General features: G+C 27.5%; 20 protein-coding genes, 1 tRNA gene and 1 pseudogene. 15 read left to right on the forward strand and 7 right to left on the reverse strand.

Annotation, left to right across the window (positions count from 1 at the left end):
• The first annotated feature begins 80 nt into the window (after positions 1-80).
• From Q8852_RS01025 to frr, 3 genes are all read left to right on the forward strand, one after another.
• Complete coding sequence (locus Q8852_RS01025) at positions 81-1,289, forward strand: IS3 family transposase (protein ID WP_305937985.1); 1,209 nt, start codon at positions 81-83, stop codon at positions 1,287-1,289.
• A 260-nt stretch (positions 1,290-1,549) separates the two neighbouring features.
• A complete protein-coding gene (pyrH, locus tag Q8852_RS01030) occupies positions 1,550-2,269 on the forward strand; it encodes a UMP kinase (RefSeq protein ID WP_305938150.1) in 720 nt (239 codons plus the stop codon).
• Positions 2,269-2,820 (forward strand): ribosome recycling factor, encoded by a 552-nt coding sequence (frr, locus tag Q8852_RS01035; protein ID WP_305938151.1) that lies wholly within the window; start codon positions 2,269-2,271, stop codon positions 2,818-2,820. The genes pyrH and frr overlap by 1 nt, the downstream gene beginning before the upstream one ends.
• Positions 2,821-3,610: 790 nt before the next feature.
• Here the strand turns inward: frr and Q8852_RS01040 are convergent.
• The gene (locus Q8852_RS01040) at positions 3,611-3,835 is read right to left on the reverse strand and encodes a sigma factor-like helix-turn-helix DNA-binding protein (protein WP_305938152.1); all 225 of its coding nucleotides are present in this window, start codon (positions 3,833-3,835) and stop codon (positions 3,611-3,613) included.
• Entirely contained in the window at positions 3,828-4,868 is a 1,041-nt protein-coding gene (gene ftsY, locus Q8852_RS01045) for a signal recognition particle-docking protein FtsY (protein WP_305938153.1), read from the reverse strand. The genes Q8852_RS01040 and ftsY overlap by 8 nt, the downstream gene beginning before the upstream one ends.
• 313 nt (positions 4,869-5,181) lie before the next feature.
• Between ftsY and Q8852_RS01050 the strand changes: the two genes are divergently transcribed.
• A tRNA-Leu gene (locus Q8852_RS01050) sits at positions 5,182-5,266 on the forward strand.
• 72 nt (positions 5,267-5,338) lie between these two features.
• Here Q8852_RS01050 and Q8852_RS01055 read toward each other — a convergent pair.
• The 4 genes from Q8852_RS01055 to Q8852_RS01070 form a co-directional block, all read right to left on the reverse strand.
• On the reverse strand, positions 5,339-5,602 hold the full coding sequence (locus Q8852_RS01055; RefSeq protein ID WP_305938154.1) for an HPr family phosphocarrier protein: 264 nt from the start codon (positions 5,600-5,602) through the stop codon (positions 5,339-5,341).
• Positions 5,603-5,663: 61 nt separating this feature from the next.
• Positions 5,664-7,175, reverse strand: coding sequence for a phospholipase D-like domain-containing protein (locus tag Q8852_RS01060; protein ID WP_305938155.1), 1,512 nt, complete (start codon positions 7,173-7,175; stop codon positions 5,664-5,666).
• 42 nt (positions 7,176-7,217) lie between these two features.
• Positions 7,218-7,463, reverse strand: a complete 246-nt coding sequence (locus Q8852_RS01065; RefSeq protein ID WP_305938156.1) for a DUF2188 domain-containing protein — start codon at positions 7,461-7,463, stop codon at positions 7,218-7,220.
• 3 nt (positions 7,464-7,466) lie between these two features.
• Positions 7,467-7,910, reverse strand: coding sequence for an RpiB/LacA/LacB family sugar-phosphate isomerase (locus Q8852_RS01070; RefSeq protein WP_305938157.1), 444 nt, complete (start codon positions 7,908-7,910; stop codon positions 7,467-7,469).
• A gap of 96 nt (positions 7,911-8,006) precedes the next feature.
• Between Q8852_RS01070 and Q8852_RS01075 the strand changes: the two genes are divergently transcribed.
• The 5 genes from Q8852_RS01075 to era all read left to right on the forward strand — a co-directional run bounded on the left by Q8852_RS01075 (position 8,007) and on the right by era (position 12,300).
• A complete protein-coding gene (locus Q8852_RS01075) occupies positions 8,007-10,031 on the forward strand; it encodes an Mbov_0121 family peptidase domain-containing ABC transporter (protein ID WP_305938158.1) in 2,025 nt (674 codons plus the stop codon).
• 13 nt (positions 10,032-10,044) lie between these two features.
• Positions 10,045-10,392: an MAG1140 family protein gene (locus Q8852_RS01080; protein WP_305938159.1), complete on the forward strand. Its 348-nt coding sequence runs from the start codon at positions 10,045-10,047 to the stop codon at positions 10,390-10,392.
• A 22-nt stretch (positions 10,393-10,414) separates the two neighbouring features.
• A complete protein-coding gene (gene ybeY / locus Q8852_RS01085) occupies positions 10,415-10,906 on the forward strand; it encodes an rRNA maturation RNase YbeY (protein WP_305938160.1) in 492 nt (163 codons plus the stop codon).
• A 111-nt stretch (positions 10,907-11,017) separates the two neighbouring features.
• A complete protein-coding gene (cdd, locus tag Q8852_RS01090; protein WP_305938161.1) occupies positions 11,018-11,416 on the forward strand; it encodes a cytidine deaminase in 399 nt (132 codons plus the stop codon).
• 2 nt (positions 11,417-11,418) lie between these two features.
• Positions 11,419-12,300: a GTPase Era gene (gene era / locus Q8852_RS01095; protein WP_305938162.1), complete on the forward strand. Its 882-nt coding sequence runs from the start codon at positions 11,419-11,421 to the stop codon at positions 12,298-12,300.
• Positions 12,301-12,457: 157 nt separating this feature from the next.
• On the opposite strand, the pseudogene Q8852_RS04560 reads toward era, so the two are convergent.
• Positions 12,458-13,692 (reverse strand): annotated as a pseudogene (locus Q8852_RS04560) (IS256 family transposase).
• 81 nt (positions 13,693-13,773) lie between these two features.
• On the opposite strand from Q8852_RS04560, the gene Q8852_RS01110 reads away from it, so the two are divergent.
• The 6 genes from Q8852_RS01110 (at position 13,774) to Q8852_RS01135 (ending at position 21,864) form a co-directional block, all read left to right on the forward strand.
• Entirely contained in the window at positions 13,774-15,909 is a 2,136-nt protein-coding gene (locus Q8852_RS01110; RefSeq protein ID WP_305938163.1) for a hypothetical protein, read from the forward strand.
• Positions 15,910-16,012: 103 nt separating this feature from the next.
• Positions 16,013-17,050 carry a heat-inducible transcriptional repressor HrcA gene (locus Q8852_RS01115; protein WP_305938164.1) on the forward strand — a complete coding sequence of 346 codons (1,038 nt, stop codon included), beginning with the start codon at positions 16,013-16,015 and terminating at the stop codon, positions 17,048-17,050.
• Positions 17,043-17,870, forward strand: coding sequence for a nucleotide exchange factor GrpE (grpE, locus tag Q8852_RS01120; protein WP_305938165.1), 828 nt, complete (start codon positions 17,043-17,045; stop codon positions 17,868-17,870). Before Q8852_RS01115 ends, grpE begins: the two co-directional genes overlap by 8 nt.
• Before the next feature lie 123 nt (positions 17,871-17,993).
• The gene (dnaK, locus tag Q8852_RS01125) at positions 17,994-19,796 is read left to right on the forward strand and encodes a molecular chaperone DnaK (RefSeq protein ID WP_305938166.1); all 1,803 of its coding nucleotides are present in this window, start codon (positions 17,994-17,996) and stop codon (positions 19,794-19,796) included.
• A 77-nt stretch (positions 19,797-19,873) separates the two neighbouring features.
• On the forward strand, positions 19,874-21,163 hold the full coding sequence (locus Q8852_RS01130) for a glucose-6-phosphate isomerase (RefSeq protein WP_305938167.1): 1,290 nt from the start codon (positions 19,874-19,876) through the stop codon (positions 21,161-21,163).
• Positions 21,163-21,864 carry a pseudouridine synthase gene (locus Q8852_RS01135; protein WP_305938168.1) on the forward strand — a complete coding sequence of 234 codons (702 nt, stop codon included), beginning with the start codon at positions 21,163-21,165 and terminating at the stop codon, positions 21,862-21,864. The genes Q8852_RS01130 and Q8852_RS01135 overlap by 1 nt, the downstream gene beginning before the upstream one ends.
• Positions 21,865-21,883: the final 19 nt, after the last annotated feature.

Below are 21,883 nucleotides of genomic sequence, written 5' to 3' on the forward strand. Positions count from 1 at the left end.
AAAAATGAAATAATCTTATTGCTGTTCCACATTTTGTTCCATATTTTAAACTAGGACACTTTATTTAGACTGTAAAAGTTATGATAAAAGAGCAAATTGTTTTGAATAAATCATTAATGGAAAGATTATTCAATTGTATTCTCACTATAGAAAGAAATAAATTTCCTTATGAAAAATTCATAAATTTATTTGAAATAGCCACAAATATTCAACTACCAAAAAATCAATTAATGGAAATTATTGAATTTATAAAACATTATAATTTACATAATATGAATAAAGAAGTAGTTTACAAATTATCAAAAGATAAACGTGGAAGAAAAAGAAAAAATACAAAAGTTAATTGAAACAAGATTTCAAAAGACGATATGGTTACAATACTAGAAATTTGACAAAAATATGGAGAAATTGTCAAAGATATTCCTGAAGAAGATTTGAACAAAATCAAAAATATTAAATCAAGTAAAGCTGAAATAGCTAAATCTTTTAACATGTCTAGAAGCACTTTATTTAATTTATTAAGCCAAAAAACTTCTAAAAATTCAGATAAAGAAATTGAATATGAAAATGAAATTAAAGAAGTGTTTTACAAGCACAAAAGAAATTTTGGAAGAGCTAGAATTTCTGCTGTATTAGAAAAAGAATACGGTATTAAGATTTCTTCTAGAACAATAGGAAGAAGAATGAAACAAATAGGCCTTAAATGTAGAGTTAGACAAAAACAAAAAGAAAGAGAAATTAAAAATACTTCTGCACAATGTGACAACATAGTTAAAAGAGATTATAACGATAAAGAAAATAGAAATATTGTAGCAACAGATGTTACATACCTAAAAGTTCCTTACGATTTAAAATATGTATTAAATCACTTATTTTTATCAGTCGCAATAAATCATAAAACAAAAAGAGTGTTAAATTATAATGTCTCAACCAGAAATGATACTGAACTTGTTATTTCGCATATAAAAGAATTAGAATTTGATTCACCATGAATAATTCACTCAAATCACGGTTATCAATACACTTCAAAAGAGTATATTGAATTAATTAATTCTAAAAACGGGACTATATCGATGAGTAGAGTAGGCAATTCTCTAGACAATAGAGAAGCAGAATATTTCTTCTCGATTTTAAAATCTGAATGTTTAAATTTTGTTAATTACAACACAACTTCATATGATGAATTATTAGTAATTATCAAAGATTTTATTGAATATTATAATTCGGAAAGAATTCAATCTAATTTAGGATGATTAACTCCTAATCAATTTTATGCTTTAAATTCTTAATCAAAAAAATAGACAATTTATAAGGAGGGGAGTCCAAATAAGTTGTCCATGTATAATTTCCATTTTTCATTAATTTTAAGGCAATTTAGTCTAAATTTGCTACTAAAAATGCTCTAAAGTACTAAATTAAGTAAATAAGATACTTCTTTATAGTGTAATAAATTCATTTAGCACTACAATAAGCTATAAAAAAATTCTCAATAGCTTATTAATCTTAAATTTTTAATATAAAATATAAGAAATTAAAACTAGGGGTTACAATGATTAAATACAAAAGAATACTGATAAAGCTTTCTGGTGAAGGTTTTGCAAATAAAGAAAAACATTTAGCTATTGATTATGATTTAGTATCAAACATAGCTCACCAACTTAAAGAAGTTGTTAAACAAGGCGTGGAAGTTTCAATCGTTATTGGAGGTGGTAACTTCTGACGTGGAGCTTCAGCTGAAAAAAATGGTATTAACCGTAATAGAGCAGATTACATTGGGATGCTTGCTACAATTATGAATGGGCTTGCATTATGTAGTGGATTTGAACATGTAGGACTTAAAGCAAGAGTTCAAAGTTCACTTAACATTGACCAAAGAGTTGCTGAAAACTATGTAAACGAAAAAACACTAAGATACTTAGAACAAGGTGAAGTAGTTATTTTTGTTGGTGGAACTGGTAGACCATTTTTCACAACAGATACAGCAGCAACTTTATATGCTTCAGAAATCGGAGCAGAAGTAATTTTAATGGGTAAAAATGGAACTGATGGAGTTTATGATTCAGATCCTAAGAAAAACCCAGAAGCAAAAAGATATGACCATATTACATATGATGAAATCCTTGAAAAGAAATTACAAGTTATGGATTTAACAGCAACAAGTATGGCGAGAGACAACAATATCAATTTAATTGTTTTTAACTTATTAGAAGAAAACTCACTTCTTAGAGCTTTAGAAGGAACAATTACTCATACGGAGGTAACTAAATAATGGAATTAGAAATGTACTTAATGGATCTTGAAGAAAGATGTGATAAAGCAGTATCTCACTACCGTTTTGAATTATCTAAAATTTCTACAGGAAGAGCTAATCCACAAATTATTAAGGGAGTTAGAGTTAATTACTATGACACTTTAACACCACTTGAAGAATTAGCAAACATCAGTGTTCCTGAACCTCAACAATTACTTATCAAACCATATGATGTAACTTCAATTAGAGAAATCAATAAAGCACTTGAAAAAGCTAATTTAGGTATCTTACCTGTTGATGAAGGGAGTCAAATTAGACTTACATTCCCACCTCTTACAACTGAAAGACGTAAAGAGATGACTAAGTCACTTGCAAAACTTACAGAAGCTGCTAAAGTTGGCGTAAGAAATGCTCGTCAAGATGTTAATAAAGCAATCAAAAATGACGAAGAATTATCAGAAGATGTTCAAAAAAGCTATTTAGATGCTGTACAAAAAGAAGTTGATAAAGAAATTGCTAAGATTGATGCAATTACTAAAGATAAACAAGAAGAATTAATGAATAAATAATATTGCTATTAGATGTGTGTACTCACATATTGCATAATTATTAATGTTTTTATAAATAAAATATGTTAATAATAATTAGAGGCAAAATGGACAAGGAAAACAAATTACTTAAAAAGCATAAATATTGGATTATTTTATGAACAACAATATTAAGCGTGTTAACATTTGGAGCTATAATTGCTTTTTTAGTTTTATCTATAGTTTATTTACAAAAAATATATTTAATAGTAATTGCTGTAGTTTTATTATTTCTTAGCATATTTGCTGTTTATCATGCAATTCGTGAAATAACATGAGGATTTCAATTTTTCTACAAAGATTGCAGAAAAATTGAAAATTATCCTTTTTCTATTGAAACAAATAAAAGATGAAAAAAATTCTTCAAACACTTTTATGTCAATAGATGAGATTGGATGAAAAAATAAAATTCTAATTATAAAGCTGTTAACCCACTATTACGGTAGGTTGCAGCTTTTTGATTTACTTTTAGTAAAACGGAATAAAAAAATCTACTTTTCAGTAGATTAAAATGAACTCAATTACATACCTTTTGATAAATCACTATTCAAACAACTAGTATGTATGTCTTTATCTGAATTGTATTCATTTATCCAAGTGCATTTTCCCTAAGCAAGTACAATAGACTTATCTTAATGCTTCCATAAGGGCTTCTTCATTAAGATTTTACATCCGTACTCGTTCAATAGTAATCAACAATAATTACACAAATATTGTAGCATTCATAGAAGTTTAGACAAGAGAAATTTTATACAAAAAATAAGGCAGTGCCTTATCCTAATTGTTTTTCGTATTTAAGCAAGTTTTTAATTGCTTTATTTAAAGTATCATAAGCGGCTGAACGTGTTGTTGCAAGTATTTCAGCGACTTCAGCATATGATAAATCTTGTTCATAATATAACTGAAAAACTTGTTGTTGATTGTGAGTAAGCAATTTCCCATACTTATCAAATAATTCAGTATATTTTTCAATATTTTCGATTGATTTATTATTCATTGATTAAATCCTTAGTCATTTGGTAAATGAATAATTCAAGATCAAATTCTTGCAAGTCATCAAGTTGCTCACCTAACCCAACATATTTAACATCAATATCATATTCGTCCTTGATTGAAAGCACTATTCCACCTTTAGATGTACCATCCATCTTGGTTAAAATAATACCTGTTAAATTAGCTATTTCCTTAAAGTTTTTAGCTTGTGAAAGTCCATTTTGACCTGTAGTTGCATCTAGTACAAGAAGTGATTCATGTGGTGCAGAAGGTTCGAATTTTTGAATTACTCCAATCATTTTTTCAAGTTCCTTCATAAGGTTAACCTTATTTTGTAATCTACCAGCTGTATCGATAATTAAAAGGTCATATTTTTCATTTACTGCCTTATCCATAGCTTTATAAACAACTGAAGATGGATCAGCACCTTCTTTATCTGGTTTAATAATAGCAGCTCCAATTCTATCGGCTCAAACACCAAGTTGATTTACAGCTCCTGCTCTAAAAGTATCAGCAGCAGCAATTAAAACTTTTTTGCCTTCTTTAATGTATTTATTAGCTATTTTAGCGATTGAAGTAGTTTTTCCTGAACCATTAACTCCAACAAAAATAAAGACATTTAATCTACCGTCTTCAAAGTTTAAATTAGTATTAACAATTGAGTTATTAGCATAAATTGAAAACATAATATCAGCAACTAATTCACCAATTAATTTTGGATCATCAATGTTATTTGTTCTAACTTCTTGTTTAATTTTTTCAACCATAACATCAACAAGTGAAGCATTAATATCTGACATAATAAGTAATTCTTCAAATTCATCAAAAAAATCTTCATCAAGTTGTACATGACGGTTTTGAATTTCAAGCAGTTTCTTTCCAAATGATGAAGCAGAATTAAGTCCAGATTCATACTTTTTAAATTTTTCTGAATTTAAAATTTCTTTCTTTTCTTTTTCATCAAGTTCTTTATTAATTGTTTCTACATCTTTTTTTCTTGTAAAAACTTTTTCTTTTAATTTACTAAAAAATCCCATATAAGTATTTTACTCAATAAACTTAAAAAGAGTTAGAAAAAAATATTTATCCAAGCAAGATTTTTTCAGCAAAATTTAATTGATTTTTAGCTCTGAAAAACAAAATGTGGAAACTTTCCACATTGCTATTTTGCTTTATTTTAAAATGCTAAAAATTTCAAAATCTTTCAAAGAAACCTTTTGAATGTGTTGATTAAGATATTTGATGCTTTTTTAATAAAGTTTAATAAAACTAATTAAAGAAATTTTTACTTTTTAGCAAACATTTTTTAGTTTTAAAAATACAAAATTACTATATAATATAAACATATCTGCCCGAGTGGTGAAATTGGTAGACACGCTAGACTAAGGATCTAGTGGAGCGATCCATGCAGGTTCGAGTCCTGTCTCGGGCACCATATGACATGCTAAGCATGTCTTTTTTATTACTTATTTTTAGGGGTAAAATAAAATCACCTTGTGGTGATTTATTATATTAATCCGTTTGCTTCTAGTGCTGATTGAATTGCTTTAGCAGCTTCTGTTTCATCTTCACCAGAAACTTTAACTGTAATTTCAGCTCCATGTTTAACACCTAAGGCCATAATGTTCATAATAGATTTTAAGTTTGCTTCTCTACCATTGTAAATTAATTTTGAGTCTGATTTAAATTTTGTAGCAGTTGATACTATTAATGTTGCTGGTCTAGCGTGTAATCCAATTGGATCAACAATCTTACATGAAAATTCTTTCATAGATTTTCCTCCTAGGCATTATATTGTTTTTTATAATTCTATTTATTGAAATACTCTATTATTATATCAGTGGTTTTATGATATCGTACAGAAATTTTTCAATTAGATTGAGTTTTTTGTGAATTTGTGGAAGATTTTCCACATTTTCAGACTGATTTTCATAATTTTGGAAAATTTCTGATAGTTTATCAACAGCTGGACCAGTAAAAACATCCATTGTTTCATATTGAGAAAACATACTGCGAGAATCTCAATTGTTTGTTCCAACCCATCCATGCTTATTATCGATTAATCCGGCCTTAGTATGAATGAAGTGGTCTTGATAAATTTTAACTTCCAATCCATATTCCATTAGTTTACTTAATTGATATAAGCCGATTTTATAAACTAATTTTTTATCAGGTAGTCCAGGGAAAAAGATTGTAACTTTTACCCCGCTTTTTAATGCAAGTATAATTTGTTTTTCTAGCGCACGAGTAATTGAAAAGTATGGAGTAGCTATTTGAATGCTTTCTTTTGCATTTGGAATCATTTTAAGGAAGAATAATTCAGCTTCTGAATAATCATATGAAGGTGAATCAGTCACTAGTAAGGCTGAATTATTATAAGTCATATCAGGTTTTGGAATATAAAGTGAAGGAAGTATCTCGATATCCTTACGAGCGATAATTTTTCAAAACTTAATAAAATGAATAATATATGAATTAATGTATGGTCCTGAAATACGGTAGTTTAAATCAATTCAGTGACCATATTTTTTAGACATTGAAGCATATTCATCTGAAATATTATTTCCACCTGAAAACACCACATCATTATCAATAATAATAAATTTTTGGTGGTTACGTGAAAAGCTAGCTGCATTAATAAAAGGATAATAAATTTTTCCAATTAATTTGATTTCAATGTTTGGATGTTTATTCAGTTTTTTAAGATTTCTTTTTTGCGAAGGCATTGCACCAAAATCATCAATTAATCATTTGATTTTAACACCTGCATCAGCTTTCTTTTGCAAGATGTCTAAGAATTCTTGAGTAATTTCAGCTTTCTTAATAATGTAAGTAACTATATAAATGTTTTTAGTAGCATTTTTTAGGGCATTAAATAAATCATCATAGAAGCGGTAGCCTTCTGAAAAGAATTCAAAATTAGCTGGTAAAATCAAGTTTTGATTAATGTTTTCCATGTGTTTTAAATTGTGATTTACATCACTACTTGGTAGATTTAAATAGTTTTGGTAAGTTTTAATATTATACTGAGGTAACTTATTGATTTTTATTTCATATTTATTTCTGAATATTAAACCATATCCAATAAAGGCTGCATGTCCAATGAATGGAAGTAGTAATACTAAATAAATTCAACTGAATTTAGATTCATGTTCCCGACTTTGATGGTAAATAATAAAAACAAAAATAACGTTTAAGATATAAAGTAAAAGTAAAAATAAGTATGCAAACAATTTGTTTACATTGAGAAATAACATTACAATCCCTGCAATAATCCCGCAAAGAATTAAAAGCTGGATAATAAAGATTAAAATATTTTTTAAATTAAGCTTCTTTTTATTCATATTTAAATTTTATCTAAATAAAAATAACGCATTAGCGTTATTTTATTTTTCTTGAAAGTTTTTTCCGTCACGGATTTTTCCATTACGACCGTGGATAAGAATTCTACCTTCATTGTTTTTTGCAAGTTGTTTTGCATATTCGATAGCTTCTTTTTGAGTATCAAATGTTTTGATAGCTTTTGTTCCACCTTGTCTAATAACTTTTCATCCATCTGGGTGTTGAGATACGTGTCAAACAGCATCTAATTCTTTAACTTCTTTTTCTTCGTTTAAAATTTTATCAGCCATATTTTATTCATCCAATTCATCAATTCTTGCTTGGTGACGTCCACCTTCGTATTGTGTTGCTAAGTATTCATCAACCATAGCTTTAGCTTGATCTAATGAAACTTGACGTCCACCGAATACTAATACATTAGCATTATTGTGTTGTTTTGCTAAATGTGCATCTTCAACTGAAGTAACTCTAGCAGCTCTAATGTGTTTGTGTCTGTTTAAAGCGTATGAAATTCCTAAACCTGTTCCACAAACTCCGATACCAAATGTTGGTTTAGCTTCATCTACATAGTTAGCAAGTTCTTTTCCCATTAAAGCATAAGAAACAGAAACAGCATCTGTAGAAGGCCCTAAGTCAACAACATCAAAACCTTTAGTTTTTAAGTATTGTGCTAATTCATCTTTAAGTTTGAAACCTGCATGGTCACTTGCAAGTGCAACTACTTTTTTGTTATCCATAAGTAAAACTCCTTTCTCTTTCTTATATTAATTATATAAGAAAATGGGGGTTTTGTTCATTTTCTGTTCAACTTGCAAAAAATCCATTTATATAATATGAAGAGAAAACAATTTGATATTAGAGATTGCTCATTATATGTGCTTAAATGATTTTATGATAAGTATCATATTAATGCAGTTGATATAAATGAATTAAAGCTAAATGCTAAATATAGTGAAAACGGAATTGCTATTCCAGATTTTGAGTTTTTATGCTTAAATTATGGGATACAAATAGAAGTTTTCAATTGTCAACCTCAAGAACTTTATCAACTTGATAAGGATATTTTTCCAATTGGCTGCATTATTAAAAATAACGAAAACACCCATATGGTAGTAATAAAGAAAATAACTAATAATGCTGTAATTATTTATGATCCAGCTAGAGGAAATTTAAAATATTCTAAAAAAGAATTTGATGAAGTCTTTTTAAGTTTACTAATTAAATTTAGTAAAAAGGAAACAAATGTATTTGCAAACAAAACTAAAGCAAGTAATGGATTAATGCATTTTGATAAATTCAGTTTGTTTTACTTCATAGTTCTTATTTGTGAAACATTAATTTTATTTTCAATACCTTATTTTAATAAGATTATTTTAGAAAAAGTTATTCCTAATAAATTAAATATTCACTTGTTGTATTTAGGTGTAATTTTTGTCTTCTTAATTCTGCTAAATTTCACCTTAAAAAGCTTAAGCGAGAAAATTATTTCAACTATTTTCATTAGGCGGAAGGAAAATATCTTATTTAACTTCCTGAAAGATTTAAAAATAAAAAATCAAAAACGGATTAATAAATTAAATGTGCTAGAGATGAAAAATCGGATTAATGCTTTTGATAATATTATTAATTTTGAAATCACCTTTTTACCAGAAATACTTTCAATGTTAATAACTTTCTTGTTGTCTTTTATTCTCCTTTGAAAAATTAATCTTTACTTAATGATTATTGTTTTAGTTTACTCAGCTATTACATTAATTGTTTCATTTATTAACAAAAGTATTTATGATAAAAAGCTCCCAATTTTAATGCAAAAAGGTTTAGTTACAGATAATTCATTTGAAAACTTTTTTTGAAATGCAAATAACTTTACCAACATTTATTTAGAAGAAAAATTAATTAAGGATTTAATTCATAATTATGAAGACATCCATAATGAAATTTTGAACTTTAAAAGCAAAAATATTGTGATTTCCTCTTTTGCACAAACGCTGGATATTATTGCTCCTTTATGTGTGCTAATTGTTGGTTCATATCAAGTTTGAAATAATTCTTTAAGCACCATTAATTTAATTTTCTTCCTTACTGGAGCTTCGCTTTTCACTAAACCAATAAAAAATATTATTCCGTTGCTTAGTTCACTACATGAATATCAAAAATCAAAAACGTTACTTAAAATTTTTAATTTAGATAGTGAAGAAATACTTTGAAGCCAACAAATAAGCTGCAAAATTCAAAACATTAAAATAAATACTCTTTCTTATTCATATACTGCGTCCAAATTAAATAAAGCGTTGAATGTTCCTAGAATTACAATTGCAAACAAAGTACACTTAACTGGAAGTAATGGTTGCGGTAAAAGCACGCTAGGAGGTATACTTGCAGGATATTTACAAGCTGATAGTGGAGAAATCTTAATTAATGATAAAAAAATTGATCCATTTTTAGATAAAACCTATAAACAAAAAGTTGCTTATATTGGAAAAAGTAATCAATTAAATATTAGTGTGTTAGATTTCTTATGCATTAGTAATATTGAACAATTTTATGATTTTATCAATACGCTAGAGTTAAATGAATGCTTAAAGCATCTAAATATTTCACTAAGCAGCAATTTATTTTTAAGTAACTTATCATCAGGTCAAAGACAATTTATTTCTCTGTTAAGTTTATTTTTAGTTGAATACGATGTGATTATTTTAGATGAAGCATTTGAAAACTTAGATTTATATACTTTTAATATTCTAAAAAACAAACTGCAAATGGTATTAAAAAATTCAATTGTGGTTGAAATTAGTCACAACAATAAATATGTATTTGAAAAAAGCGAGGTAATTAATCTTGAAACAATATCTGCGTAATTATTGAATTGAAATGTTTGCTTTATTTATGCTTATTTTTGTGTTTGGAATCATTTTATATTTATTTGCTTCAGTTAAGCTAGAGAACTATAAGCAAGGGGTATTAAAATATGAAGGAGATTATATTTTTATTAAAAATATTAAGCCCGAAGAACTCAAAACTACTAATCTAAATATTAACTTTACTCATGAAGGCTTAATTCACAGTTATCAAGTACATATTAGTGGACAAGAGGGTAATTCTCCTTATATAGAAAGTGAAGCTTTGAAGTATTTTTTGGAGCGTCATAACATTTTAGAACTACCTATAAGTGTTAAAACTGCTGATATAACATTATTTGATTATATTTTCAGTGTTTAAAATAAAATAATATAATTATTTTATGTTTAATATATCAGTACCATTTAAAAACGCTAAAGATATTATTAGTGTTAAAACAAGAATTAAAAAAGCAATTATTTATAAAGAGGAAATGGAACAAATTGTTTCTAATATGAAAAAGTATTTCGGGATTAATAAACCTGTATTACTTGATGTAGAAATTGTTTCACCTAAAAAGATCAGAGAACTTAACTACGAATACCGTGATAAAGATTATGTTACAGACATTTTATCTTTCGATTTTGGTGATGTAGATTTCGAAGATGAATTACCATTTATCCATGTAGGTGAATTAGTAATTTGCTGAGAAAAAGTTGAACAACAAGCAGCAGAATTTGGACATTCAGTTCGTAGAGAGTTTTGCTACTTATTTACACATGGATTAGTTCACTTAATGGGATATGACCACGAAGAAGAAGATGAACGTAAAGAAATGAACGCAATCGTTGATAAGATTTTTGATCCTTTAAAAATTACACGTGAAAGTGAATAAAAATAAATTCTAAGGAGTACAATTATAAAAAAGAGCATCTCGGTTAAAGGCGAGTAAAGTAAGGATAATATGCTCATTTAATACTTTAAATAAATAATTTAGGAGAAAATTATGACTTTTGAAAAATTAAGAGACTTATTAAAATACTCATATGCACCATACTCAAAATTTCCAGTAGCTGCAATTTTAATTGATAAAGACGGAAAAGAATTCTACGGTGTTAATGTTGAAAACGCAGCATATCCATCAGGGTTATGTGCTGAAAGAAGCGCTATGTTTGGTTCAGTAGCATACGGTGGAAAAGTTGGACAATTCAAAGAAATCCACATTATTAGTGGTAAAAATGAAATTATTAGCCCTTGTGCAGGATGCAGACAAGTTATGACTGAATTCATGCCTTTAGATGCTAAAGTATACCAATACAGCAATGATGGTAAAAGTGTTCGTGTAAATACAGTGGAAGAACTTGTTCCATTTAGCATTAGAGCTGAAGAAATTACAATTAAATAATTATGAAAATTTGTTTTGCAAGTATATTAGGGAGACCTAATGTTGGTAAAAGTAGTTTACTTAATGCTATTTTAGGTTACAATGTTGCAATTGTAACTGATACGGCTCAAACTACTAGAGATCAAATTACTGGTATTTATACCGATGATGATACCCAAATTATTTTCACAGACACACCTGGAATTCATAAACCTGAAAACAAATTAGGTGAAGCCTTAAACAAAAACGCCTATGATGCAGCTAAAAATGTTGATGTCTTATTATTCCTCTCACCTGCTGATGAAAAAATCGGTAAAGGTGATGAAATGATTTTAAGTAAAATTGCTAATGTTCCTAACAAGATTGCTGTTGTATCTAAAATTGATAAAATCAAAAAACATCCTGAAATGTTAATTGAAAAAATAGATGAATTAAAACAACATGGATTCGAAACTATTATCAGCACAGATGTAAATGATCATAGATCGATTCAAGCTTTAATTAATTTAATTAAAAATTATTCATATGAAGGTGAAATGCAATATGACCCTGACTATTTAACAGATAAATCAATGAGATTTATAGCTAAAGAAATAATTAGAGAATCTGCGATAAATTCATTATATGAAGAACTTCCTCACTCAATTGCTGTTGAAGTTGAAGATTTTATCGAGGAAGAAGACAGATTAACGATTAATGCAATTATTTATGTTAAAAAAGCATCACAAAAAGGTATGGTTATAGGTAAAGGTGGTGAAAAAATTAAACAAATTGGAAAAAATGCAAGAATGAAAATTTCTTACCAATTTGATATCCCTACTACCTTAAACCTTAGAGTTAAAATAGCTAAAAAATGAAATGATGATCCAGAATCACTTGAAAAATTTGGATATTCAACAAAGTAGCACTTCGGTGCTATTTTTCTTTATAACACAAGCTTATTAAGTTGTAGAATTAAAGTATGAAAAGAAAAATGATTTTATTAGGGGTAGTAGTCCAAAGTTTGTGTAATCACATCGGACTATAATTGAATAAATTATATATAATAATACTGAACTTAACTTAGAAAATTATTCTTTTCCTTGTTCAAGTTCGAGTTATTTTGAAGCTTGCAACAATAGCCAACATTTTGATGGAGTTAGGACTATGATGCGAGCTTTTTTCTTTGACATATTTTCTTAATGCTGAGTGGAAATTTTCGCAAATATTGTTTGTGTAAATATATCTCCTGATTCCTATTGGAAAATCATAAAATGTGAATATCTCGTCAAGTGAGTTTTCAATAATTGCAACAGCTTTTCTGTATTTATCTTTATATTTGTTTTTAAATTCCAAAAATCTTTTATAACCTTCATCTTTGTTTTTACCTTTAAATATTAGTTTTAGTAGTTGTGATACTTCATACCTTTTAGATTGTGGTATTGTAATAAGCGCATTAGTCATTTTATGAAATGCACATTTTTGAATTTTAGATGAAGGAAAAACTGAATTAATAACATTATTAATTCCACTAAAATCATCGCAAACAACAACTTGAGGATCATTAATTCCTCTCTTTTTAATTCTGATAAGAATTTTGTTCAATTTTCTGTACTTTCTACACCTGAGGTTTCTATTGATAAAACTTGTTTTTTACCTTCTTTATCTATAGCTATAGCGGTGTATAAGGCTATTTTTGAGCTCTGTTTGACAAAATCCCTTGGATTCTCAACATTTTCTAAAGAATTTAAATATTCACCAGTGAATGGGTTATATCATTTAAAAACTTTATGATATGAAGCATCAATAAATAATGCATAAATATCATTATTTATGTCAAAACTATAAGCGTTGTCGTATTTGTTTTTAATAGTTTTTGAAACTCTCGCAATTATAGAATGTCCTATTCTAAAACCTAATAATTTCTCAACTAAATCTATGGTTTGTTCATATGATAAAAATTGTTGCAATAAATGTGCGATTAGAAATTCAAATTCTTCCTCACATCTTTTATATTTAGCTAATATTTGTGAACAAAAATTTGAAGCATTTCTTAATCTTGGGACATTTATTTGTAGTTTACCATTCAATGTGTATAAGGTTCTTTTAGAATATCCATTTCTATAAATTTTTCCTTCAACTAATTCATATTTATTCATTTCAGTAATATAAGCATCTACTTCATCTTTTAGATTCTCTTCAATTAACTTAGCAACATCTAAGTAATTAACATTAAGTAGAAATGATAATTCTCTCATATCAGCTCCTAATTTGTAAAATTCATTTCTTAATAATTTGTTTCTTTCCTCTAAAATCATAACAAAAATCACTCCTTTTAATATTTGGAGTGATTACACAACATTTGGTCTACTACCTTATTAGGTGCTCTTTCAAGCACAATGTTACCAATTTTTGCTGTTACAGCATGTCAAACAAAAGAATCAAAACAACTTTCTAACGCAGTGTACAAGGGAGAAAAACTTAACAAGAATATTTTTAGTGATTATTTTGTATTAAAAAATCCTAAAGATATAGAAACAATTAATAACACTTGAAATCGTTATGATTCAAGAGATATTGAATCAAAATTAAATGAGTTACTTGAAAAAGAATTTCCTTCTTTAGTGCGTGATTATAAAGCTTTTAATGATTACGATACTTATGGAACAAACAAATTAAGCTTAGAATTATACAAAATGATTCATAGCAATTTTGATACATATAAATTACTTGCTGAAAATGGATGCTATTTACCATTTAAAGTTTTATTAAGCTTAAAAAGTATTTATGTTTCAGATAGAAAAAATGATTCTAAATACTCACTTGGAAGAAGAATTAATGAATTAGAATCTGCAAAAATGAAAGAAATTAATTTTAGCAGCACATTTTATCCTTCTGTTCAAATTAACACAGAGCAAGTTAAATTAATTCGTTCTTTAGGTAGAATCCCAGAACATATAACAACAATTAACTATTCATGAAGTAAATTCTTTGCTAATTTACAAGAAGAACTAGAAGATTTATCAATAGTAGATTTAGTTAAAATGAGTTATATGATAATCACGATTAACTCTTTATTTAACATTAGAACGGTTTCTTGAAGCGAAGATGAACTTCCAAGACCTCTTCCATATTACAACAGCTATAAAGAGGAAGAAGAAAAAGTTAAAGAAAGAGGTCAAAAATATCAATACAACATTGATGTTGAAGTTATAGCTTTAGCTAAAGCGTTTTTAGGCGCTTCAATACCAGAAATTAAAGTTAGCGGATTACCATATCATTCAACAAATGGTGATTACTTGAATGCAAAATTAATGGATGAAGTTAAAATTAACATTGAACAAAATAAAATTAAATTAGATGAATATAGCTCAGAATTAGGTGCAAAAATTCATACATTTGCTAATTCAAAAGCTATTCCAAATTCATTATCAAAAATTTTAATTGTAAATGATAATTGAAGCAATTTCTTAGAGGACGAAGTTACTGCTATAAATGCTTTATTCAAAGATTCGACTCAAAAACCTGATGTATATCTATTTACTAATGATCAAGGCAGCGATAATTATTTAGACATACCTTTTATCTTAAATTTAGTTAATAAAAATAATATTAAGACTTTAATTTTAAGTCCAAAAGATTATTCAAAATTTAAAAACTTTATGGATGAAGATAATAAATCACAACTAAGAAAAGATTTAATTAAAGCAAATCTTAATGTAATTTGCTATCCAAACGAAACTACTTCTTCAAGTTATCATTCTTACAATAGCGACCATTACTCAGGCTCAAGATATGCTAATAATGATAGACATTTAAAATTTGCTAATTTATACAAATTAGATTTAGACTTAAATACTGAAATGATTAATGCAGAAATAGCAAAAGTTATTGGTCAATTCATTACTAAAGTTAATAAAATTCAAAAAGATTCAAAAAACCAAATTTCAACAGTTTGATTTAAAACAAAATCTCATGATTCATCAAGAATTGGAAAATATTTAGATTTAATTCAAGCTCATACCACAACAAAATTAAGCTACAAAATTGCTAACAATACTACTAATATAAATGAAAAGTACAATTATGCAGAAATTGATTCATCATTAGATCCATATAGAATAATTATTGATTTAGATGATGTTGAATATAGTTACCCATCATACAATGGTAATTGAAATTTTGACTATAATCATGATCCTGTTAGAGAAAAGCCAAAATATGTAAATGATTTTGATATTTCTAAAATTAGTAACGGGTTAATGTTCAAATACTACTACAGCATAGAACAAAACGAACAAGATCATAATTCATACAACTTAGGATTTGAATTCAATAGAGTTCAAGGATTATATGATGTTTTAGCTAACATTGCTTGAAAAGTTGGACAAAATAGTTTTGAAATAAATGATGAAAATATTTATCATGCAAGTTTTAGAAATTCCGTATTCCGTCTAAATACTCAAAACTTCAAAGACTTAGTTCACGCTAGAAATCACTTTAATAATATTATTTTAGAAAACAGTGATAAATAATAATTTAACACCATTTAGCAAAGATGGTGTTTTCATTTGCTAATTTTTAGCAAATAATTGTCTTTGTTGCTAAAAATTAGCAAAAGTGTGGTAAAATTAATGCATGAAAACAATAAAAAAATTATCTGATAAATATGAACCTGTACTTAAATATACAGTTCAAGCTTATGTTGAAACTGGTGAACCAATTTCTTCTTCATATTTATTATCAAAATATGCTCCATTACACCCAGAAATTAATTTTTCAAGTGCAAAAATGAGATACATAATGAATGATTTAGAAGAATTAGGTTATCTTAAAAAAGAAGCTCACACTAGCGGAAGAATCCCTACTTTAGAAGGGTTAAATTATTATGCTAAGTTTCTTTCGCAACAAGTCACAACTAAATTTGAAGACAAACTTGAATCTATTTTAGCAAACAAAAATGTTCAAATAGATGAAACAGTAGATCAAGCAGCTCAAATTATTTCTGATATGACTGGACTTACAATGGTAACTACTCAAAGCGATATTAGTGATATGCAACTAAAAAGCATTGAACTAGTTTCATTATCTGAAACTAAAGCTACTATTGTAATGGTTATTTCTACTGGAGAGGTATTTTCAAAAATTTTAGATGTTGAAAATAAAGACTTTAGAATGAATGATGTTAGAATTGCAATCAAGATTTTTAAAGAAAGATTGATTAATTCTCCGTTAAGTGAAATTCCACAAAGAATTGAATTATTAAGAGATGTTTTGGCTCAATCCGTGAAAAAATATCAAGAATTAATTAATTCATTTGTTGAAGAAGTCTTCCATAATATTGGGTTTAGAACTAAAAATAGAAATAATATTTATGGAAAAAATAATATCATTCTAAGTCCTAAAATTGACCGTGAAAGCTTAACTAAAATGATTGATTTAATTGAAAATCATTCAGTGTGAGAAAGTATTGAAACTGAACTTGAAGAAAATGAAAAAATCAAAATTATGATTGATGGGACAGGAACATATATGTCGAAAAAAATTGAATCAGGAAGCAAAATTACTGAGATTTCAGTAGTTGGTGCAACTACATCTGATTATGACATGATGCGTTCAGCAATCCAAATATTAGATAAATATTTAAATAAAAATAAGGAGAAGGAAAATGAATAATACAAAATTACATATTGGAAATAAAATCAGTGGTGATTTTACCTTATATATAGAGGAACAAATTATTCCAGAATACAGCAAGCATGCTGAAATAACTTTAGGAAAAGAAGAATATTTACCAAACTTTGATGAATATTTAATTGGACGTAAAGTTAAAGAAGATATGGAAGTTAAATTCACATTTGCTAAAAATTATCCAATTGCTGCATTAGCAGGAAATAAAGCTAAAGTTGAAATTAAAAATTTAACTCTAGCAGCTGGTGAAGACAAAAATGAATATAAAATTACAGAATTAGAAAAAGAAATTGCCGAATTAAAAGCAAAATTAGCAGATAAAGAGCATAAATTAATTACTCAAGAATATGTTTATAAAAACAAACTTGAAGAAATCCAAGCTAAAGCTAAAACTTCTCTCGAAGCTGAACATCACAAAATGCATGAAAAATTAGCGCATGAGAAAAAAGAAATTAAGAAATACGCTTTACAAGGATTTTTTGAGGACTTTATGCAACCATATAATAACTTTATGGCGGCAACTAATGCTGGTGTAAATTCAGATAGCGAAGTTGTGCGTAATTACTGCTATGGATTTAGTATTGTTACTAAACAATTTGCTACCTTACTTGAAGAACATGGGGCTTATATAGTAGAACCTGAAGTAGGAAGCGAATTTGATCCAGAAACTTCTGAAGTATTTGATTTTATTCAAGATGAAAGCAAGACTAATAATACAATAGTTAAAGTAGTTAGATTAGGACTAAAAATTGATGCTAGATTGGTAAAACCAGCTGGTGTTATCGTAGTAAAAAATGATAAATAGAAAATTTAGCAAATAATTGTTGCATTTGCTAAAAGTGTGTTATAATATTATCAGTTCAGGAGGTTATCAAACTAAATAACCAACCTAACTTTATTAAATAGTTTAAATTTTAGGAGGCTAAATATGGCTAAAGAAATAGTATTAGGAATTGACTTAGGTACAACAAACTCAGTTGTATCTGTTATGGAAAACAAACAAGCAGTTGTTCTTGAAAACCCAAATGGTAAAAGAACAACTCCATCAGTAGTTGCTTTCAAAGGAAATGAAATTATTGTTGGGGATGCTGCTAAAAGACAAGTTGAAACAAACCCAAATACAGTTGTTTCAATCAAAAGATTAATGGGAACAGATAAAACTGTTCATGTAAATGGAAAAGATTATAAACCAGAAGAAATTTCAGCAATGATTTTATCTTACATGAAGGACTATGCTGAAGCTAAATTAGGACAAAAAGTAACTAAAGCAGTTATTACAGTTCCTGCTTACTTCGACAATGCTCAACGTGAAGCTACAAAAATTGCTGGTAAAATTGCTGGATTAGATGTATTAAGAATTATTAACGAACCTACTGCTGCTGCATTAGCATTCGGACTTGAAAAAACTCACAAATCAATGAAAGTTCTTGTATACGACCTTGGTGGTGGAACATTTGACGTTTCAGTACTTGAACTTGAAAATGGAACATTTGAAGTTCTTTCAACAAGTGGAGATAACCACTTAGGTGGAGATGATTGAGACCACGAAATCGTTGAATGAATGATTAAGAAAATTAAAGAACAATACGATTACGATGTTAAAAACGACAAAATGGCTATGGCTAGATTAAAAGAATCTGCTGAAAAAGCTAAAATTGATTTATCAAACCAATCAACAGCTACAATTAACCTTCCATTCCTTGCTGTTACAGCTAATGGACCATTAAACGTAGAATTAGAATTAAAACGTAGTGAATTTGAATCAATGACTTCACACTTACTTGATAGAACAAGAAAACCTATTGAAGACGCTTTAAAAGAAGCTGGAATTACAGCTAAAGATCTTGATGAAGTATTACTTGTTGGTGGATCAACAAGAATGCCTGCTGTTCAAGAAATGGTACGTTTAACATTAGGAAAAGAACCAAACAGATCAATTAACCCAGATGAAGTTGTTTCAATTGGTGCTGCAATTCAAGGTGCTGTTTTAGCAGGAGATATTAATGATATCTTACTTCTTGATGTTACACCATTAACACTTGGAATTGAAACTCTTGGAGGTATTGCGACACCTTTAATCCCAAGAAACACAACAATCCCAGTTACAAAATCACAAGTATTCTCAACAGCTGCAGACAACCAAACTGAAGTTACAATTAGAGTTGTACAAGGTGAAAGAGAAATGGCTAACGATAACAAACAACTTGGACAATTCAATTTAACAGGAATTGAACCAGCTCCTAGAGGTGTTCCGCAAATCGAAGTTAGCTTCTCAATCGATGTTAACGGTATTGTAACTGTTACAGCTAAAGATGTAAAAACAAATAAAGAACAATCAATTACAATTCAAAATTCAACAAAACTTTCAGAAGAAGAAATTGAAAAAATGGTTAAAGAAGCTGAACTAAACAAAGAAGCTGATAAAAAACGTAAAGAAGAAGCTGAAACTATTGTTAGAGCAGAATCATTAATTGACCAAATTAAAAAATCTAACGCTGACCAAGGAGATAAATTAGATCCTAAAGCAAAAGAAGAATCTGAAAAACTTGTTAAAGAATTAGAAGAATTAATTGCTAAAAAAGATATCGAAGCTTTAAAAGCAAAATTAGACCAAGTTGAAGAAGTAATCAAAAACTTTGCAAATGCTGCTGCACAACAAAACGCAAATGCAAATGCTCAATCAACAAAACCTGATTCAGATGAAGATGTTGCTGAAGTAGTTGAAGAATAAAAAAACTTTAAAATAATGGTTAGAAATAACCATTATTTTTTTATAAACTTGTTAAAATTAAAACAAAGGAGTTTTGAATGAATAAATCACCTATTAACATCATAAATTCAAATCTACAAAGTTTGAAAAAAGATAAGAGATTTCATCATATTTTAGACAAATTACCCTATGTGCTAGACATATTAAAAAATAAGAATCCTGAATATGAATTTGATTTACAACAACATGTTATGCAATATTGAGAAAATAATAAAAATCAATTTATAGCTGCGAAACAAAAATTAGATAGTAAAAATATAACTAAATTAATTGTTATTGCTGATGGTGAATCTTATTTACTGACCAAAGCACTTTATCAAGCTTTTTATAATTCAAACAATACAAATAAGCCTGAAATTGAGCTAATTTTTACTCAAGGCAACATTTCACCTGAAGAATTAGTTATGCAACTACAAAACTGCGGTGATGAATTATTTGCGATTAATTATATTTCCAAGTCTGGAATTTCATTAGAAAGTGCTATTTCATTTAGAGAATTTAGAAAGAAACTTTTAGATAATATAAAAAAAGCTGGATTAGACCCAATCACAGCGGTGGATTTAATTTATATCACAACAGATTCACATGAAAATACTCTAACAAAAATGGTTGATTTACAAAAATATACTTTATTTCAAATGACTTCTGAACTACCTGCTAGATTTTCATCAATTTTTGAAGCTACTACACTTTTTCCACTGTATATAAGCGGTGTAAATATAAGTGAAATTTTATCTAGTTATCTTGATATGTATCAAAATCTAATTACACAAGAAGTTGAAAATAATCAAATTTTACTTAATGCAGCATATTTATGTTATCTAAATAAATACATGAATAAAAATATTTTGGAGTTTATTGTTAATGATGAAATCTTATTAAGTTTTTCTGAATATATCAAAGATTTAACTAATACCACAATTAATCGTAATCAAAAAGGTTATACCAGTTACAATGAAATTTATGATACTTCATTTGATACAAAAGATGATTTTACAGTTAAATTTTTAATTAATCAAGTTAAAGATAATGTTAAAGTAAATATTGATATTGATTTACAACATTATGATGTTTTAAATTTCCTTGGAAAAAGACATGAAATTAATATCGAGGATGATTTATTAGAAGAAAACAATAACCAAATTGATTTAAGTGTTTTTGATATTGTTTTACAATATAATGATTTTTCCGAAAAAACTCTTGCTGCATTAGTTTTGACATTGCAAGGAATTATAATAACACTAGGATTTTTAGAAGAAATAGATCCATTTACACAACCAGGAGTAGAGGTTTATAAACGTAATTTATATAACCTTATAATTAAATAATGAGATTAGATAAATTTATAGCTGAAAAGTTGTTTATCACACGCTCACAGGCTTCAAAGTTATTAAAAAGTAAGCAAATTACTGTGAATGATGTGATTATTAATCATAACATCAACATTTCTGAAAATGATATTATTAAATATAAGGGTGAAGAATGAAATCATGGAGATGAATTTGTTTACCTTGCTTTAAATAAACCATCTGGTTATGTTTGTGCAAATACAGACAAAATAAATCAAACAGTTTTTGAACTTTTACCACCAGAAATAAGTAAAATAAAGAATATCCATACTGTCGGGAGACTTGATAAAGATACTACTGGATTATTATTGATTACAAATGATGGTGAATTTACACATAATTTATTAGCTCCTAAAAAACATATAACAAAAGTTTATGAAGTAACTCTTGATAAAGAACTTAAAAATGAACTTATTGATATCTTTGCACAAGGTTTTAAAATTGACAATGATGAAATAGTTAAGCCTTCTAAACTTGAATTAATTTCAAATAATAAAGCAATTTTAGAAATTACTGAAGGAAAATACCATCAAGTAAAACGAATGTTTTCTACCTATGGATATAATGTTTTAAACCTTCACCGTAGCGCTTTTGGTAATTTACAATTAAATAATTTAAAACTAAATGCTGGTGAATTTACCTATATAAAACCAAGTGATGTAAAAAGGATTACAGACTAAATTAGGTGTCTAGAAGACT

This window comes from Mycoplasma seminis, assembly GCF_030718845.1.
Lineage (GTDB): Bacteria > Bacillota_I > Bacilli_A > Mycoplasmatales > Metamycoplasmataceae > Mycoplasmopsis > Mycoplasmopsis seminis.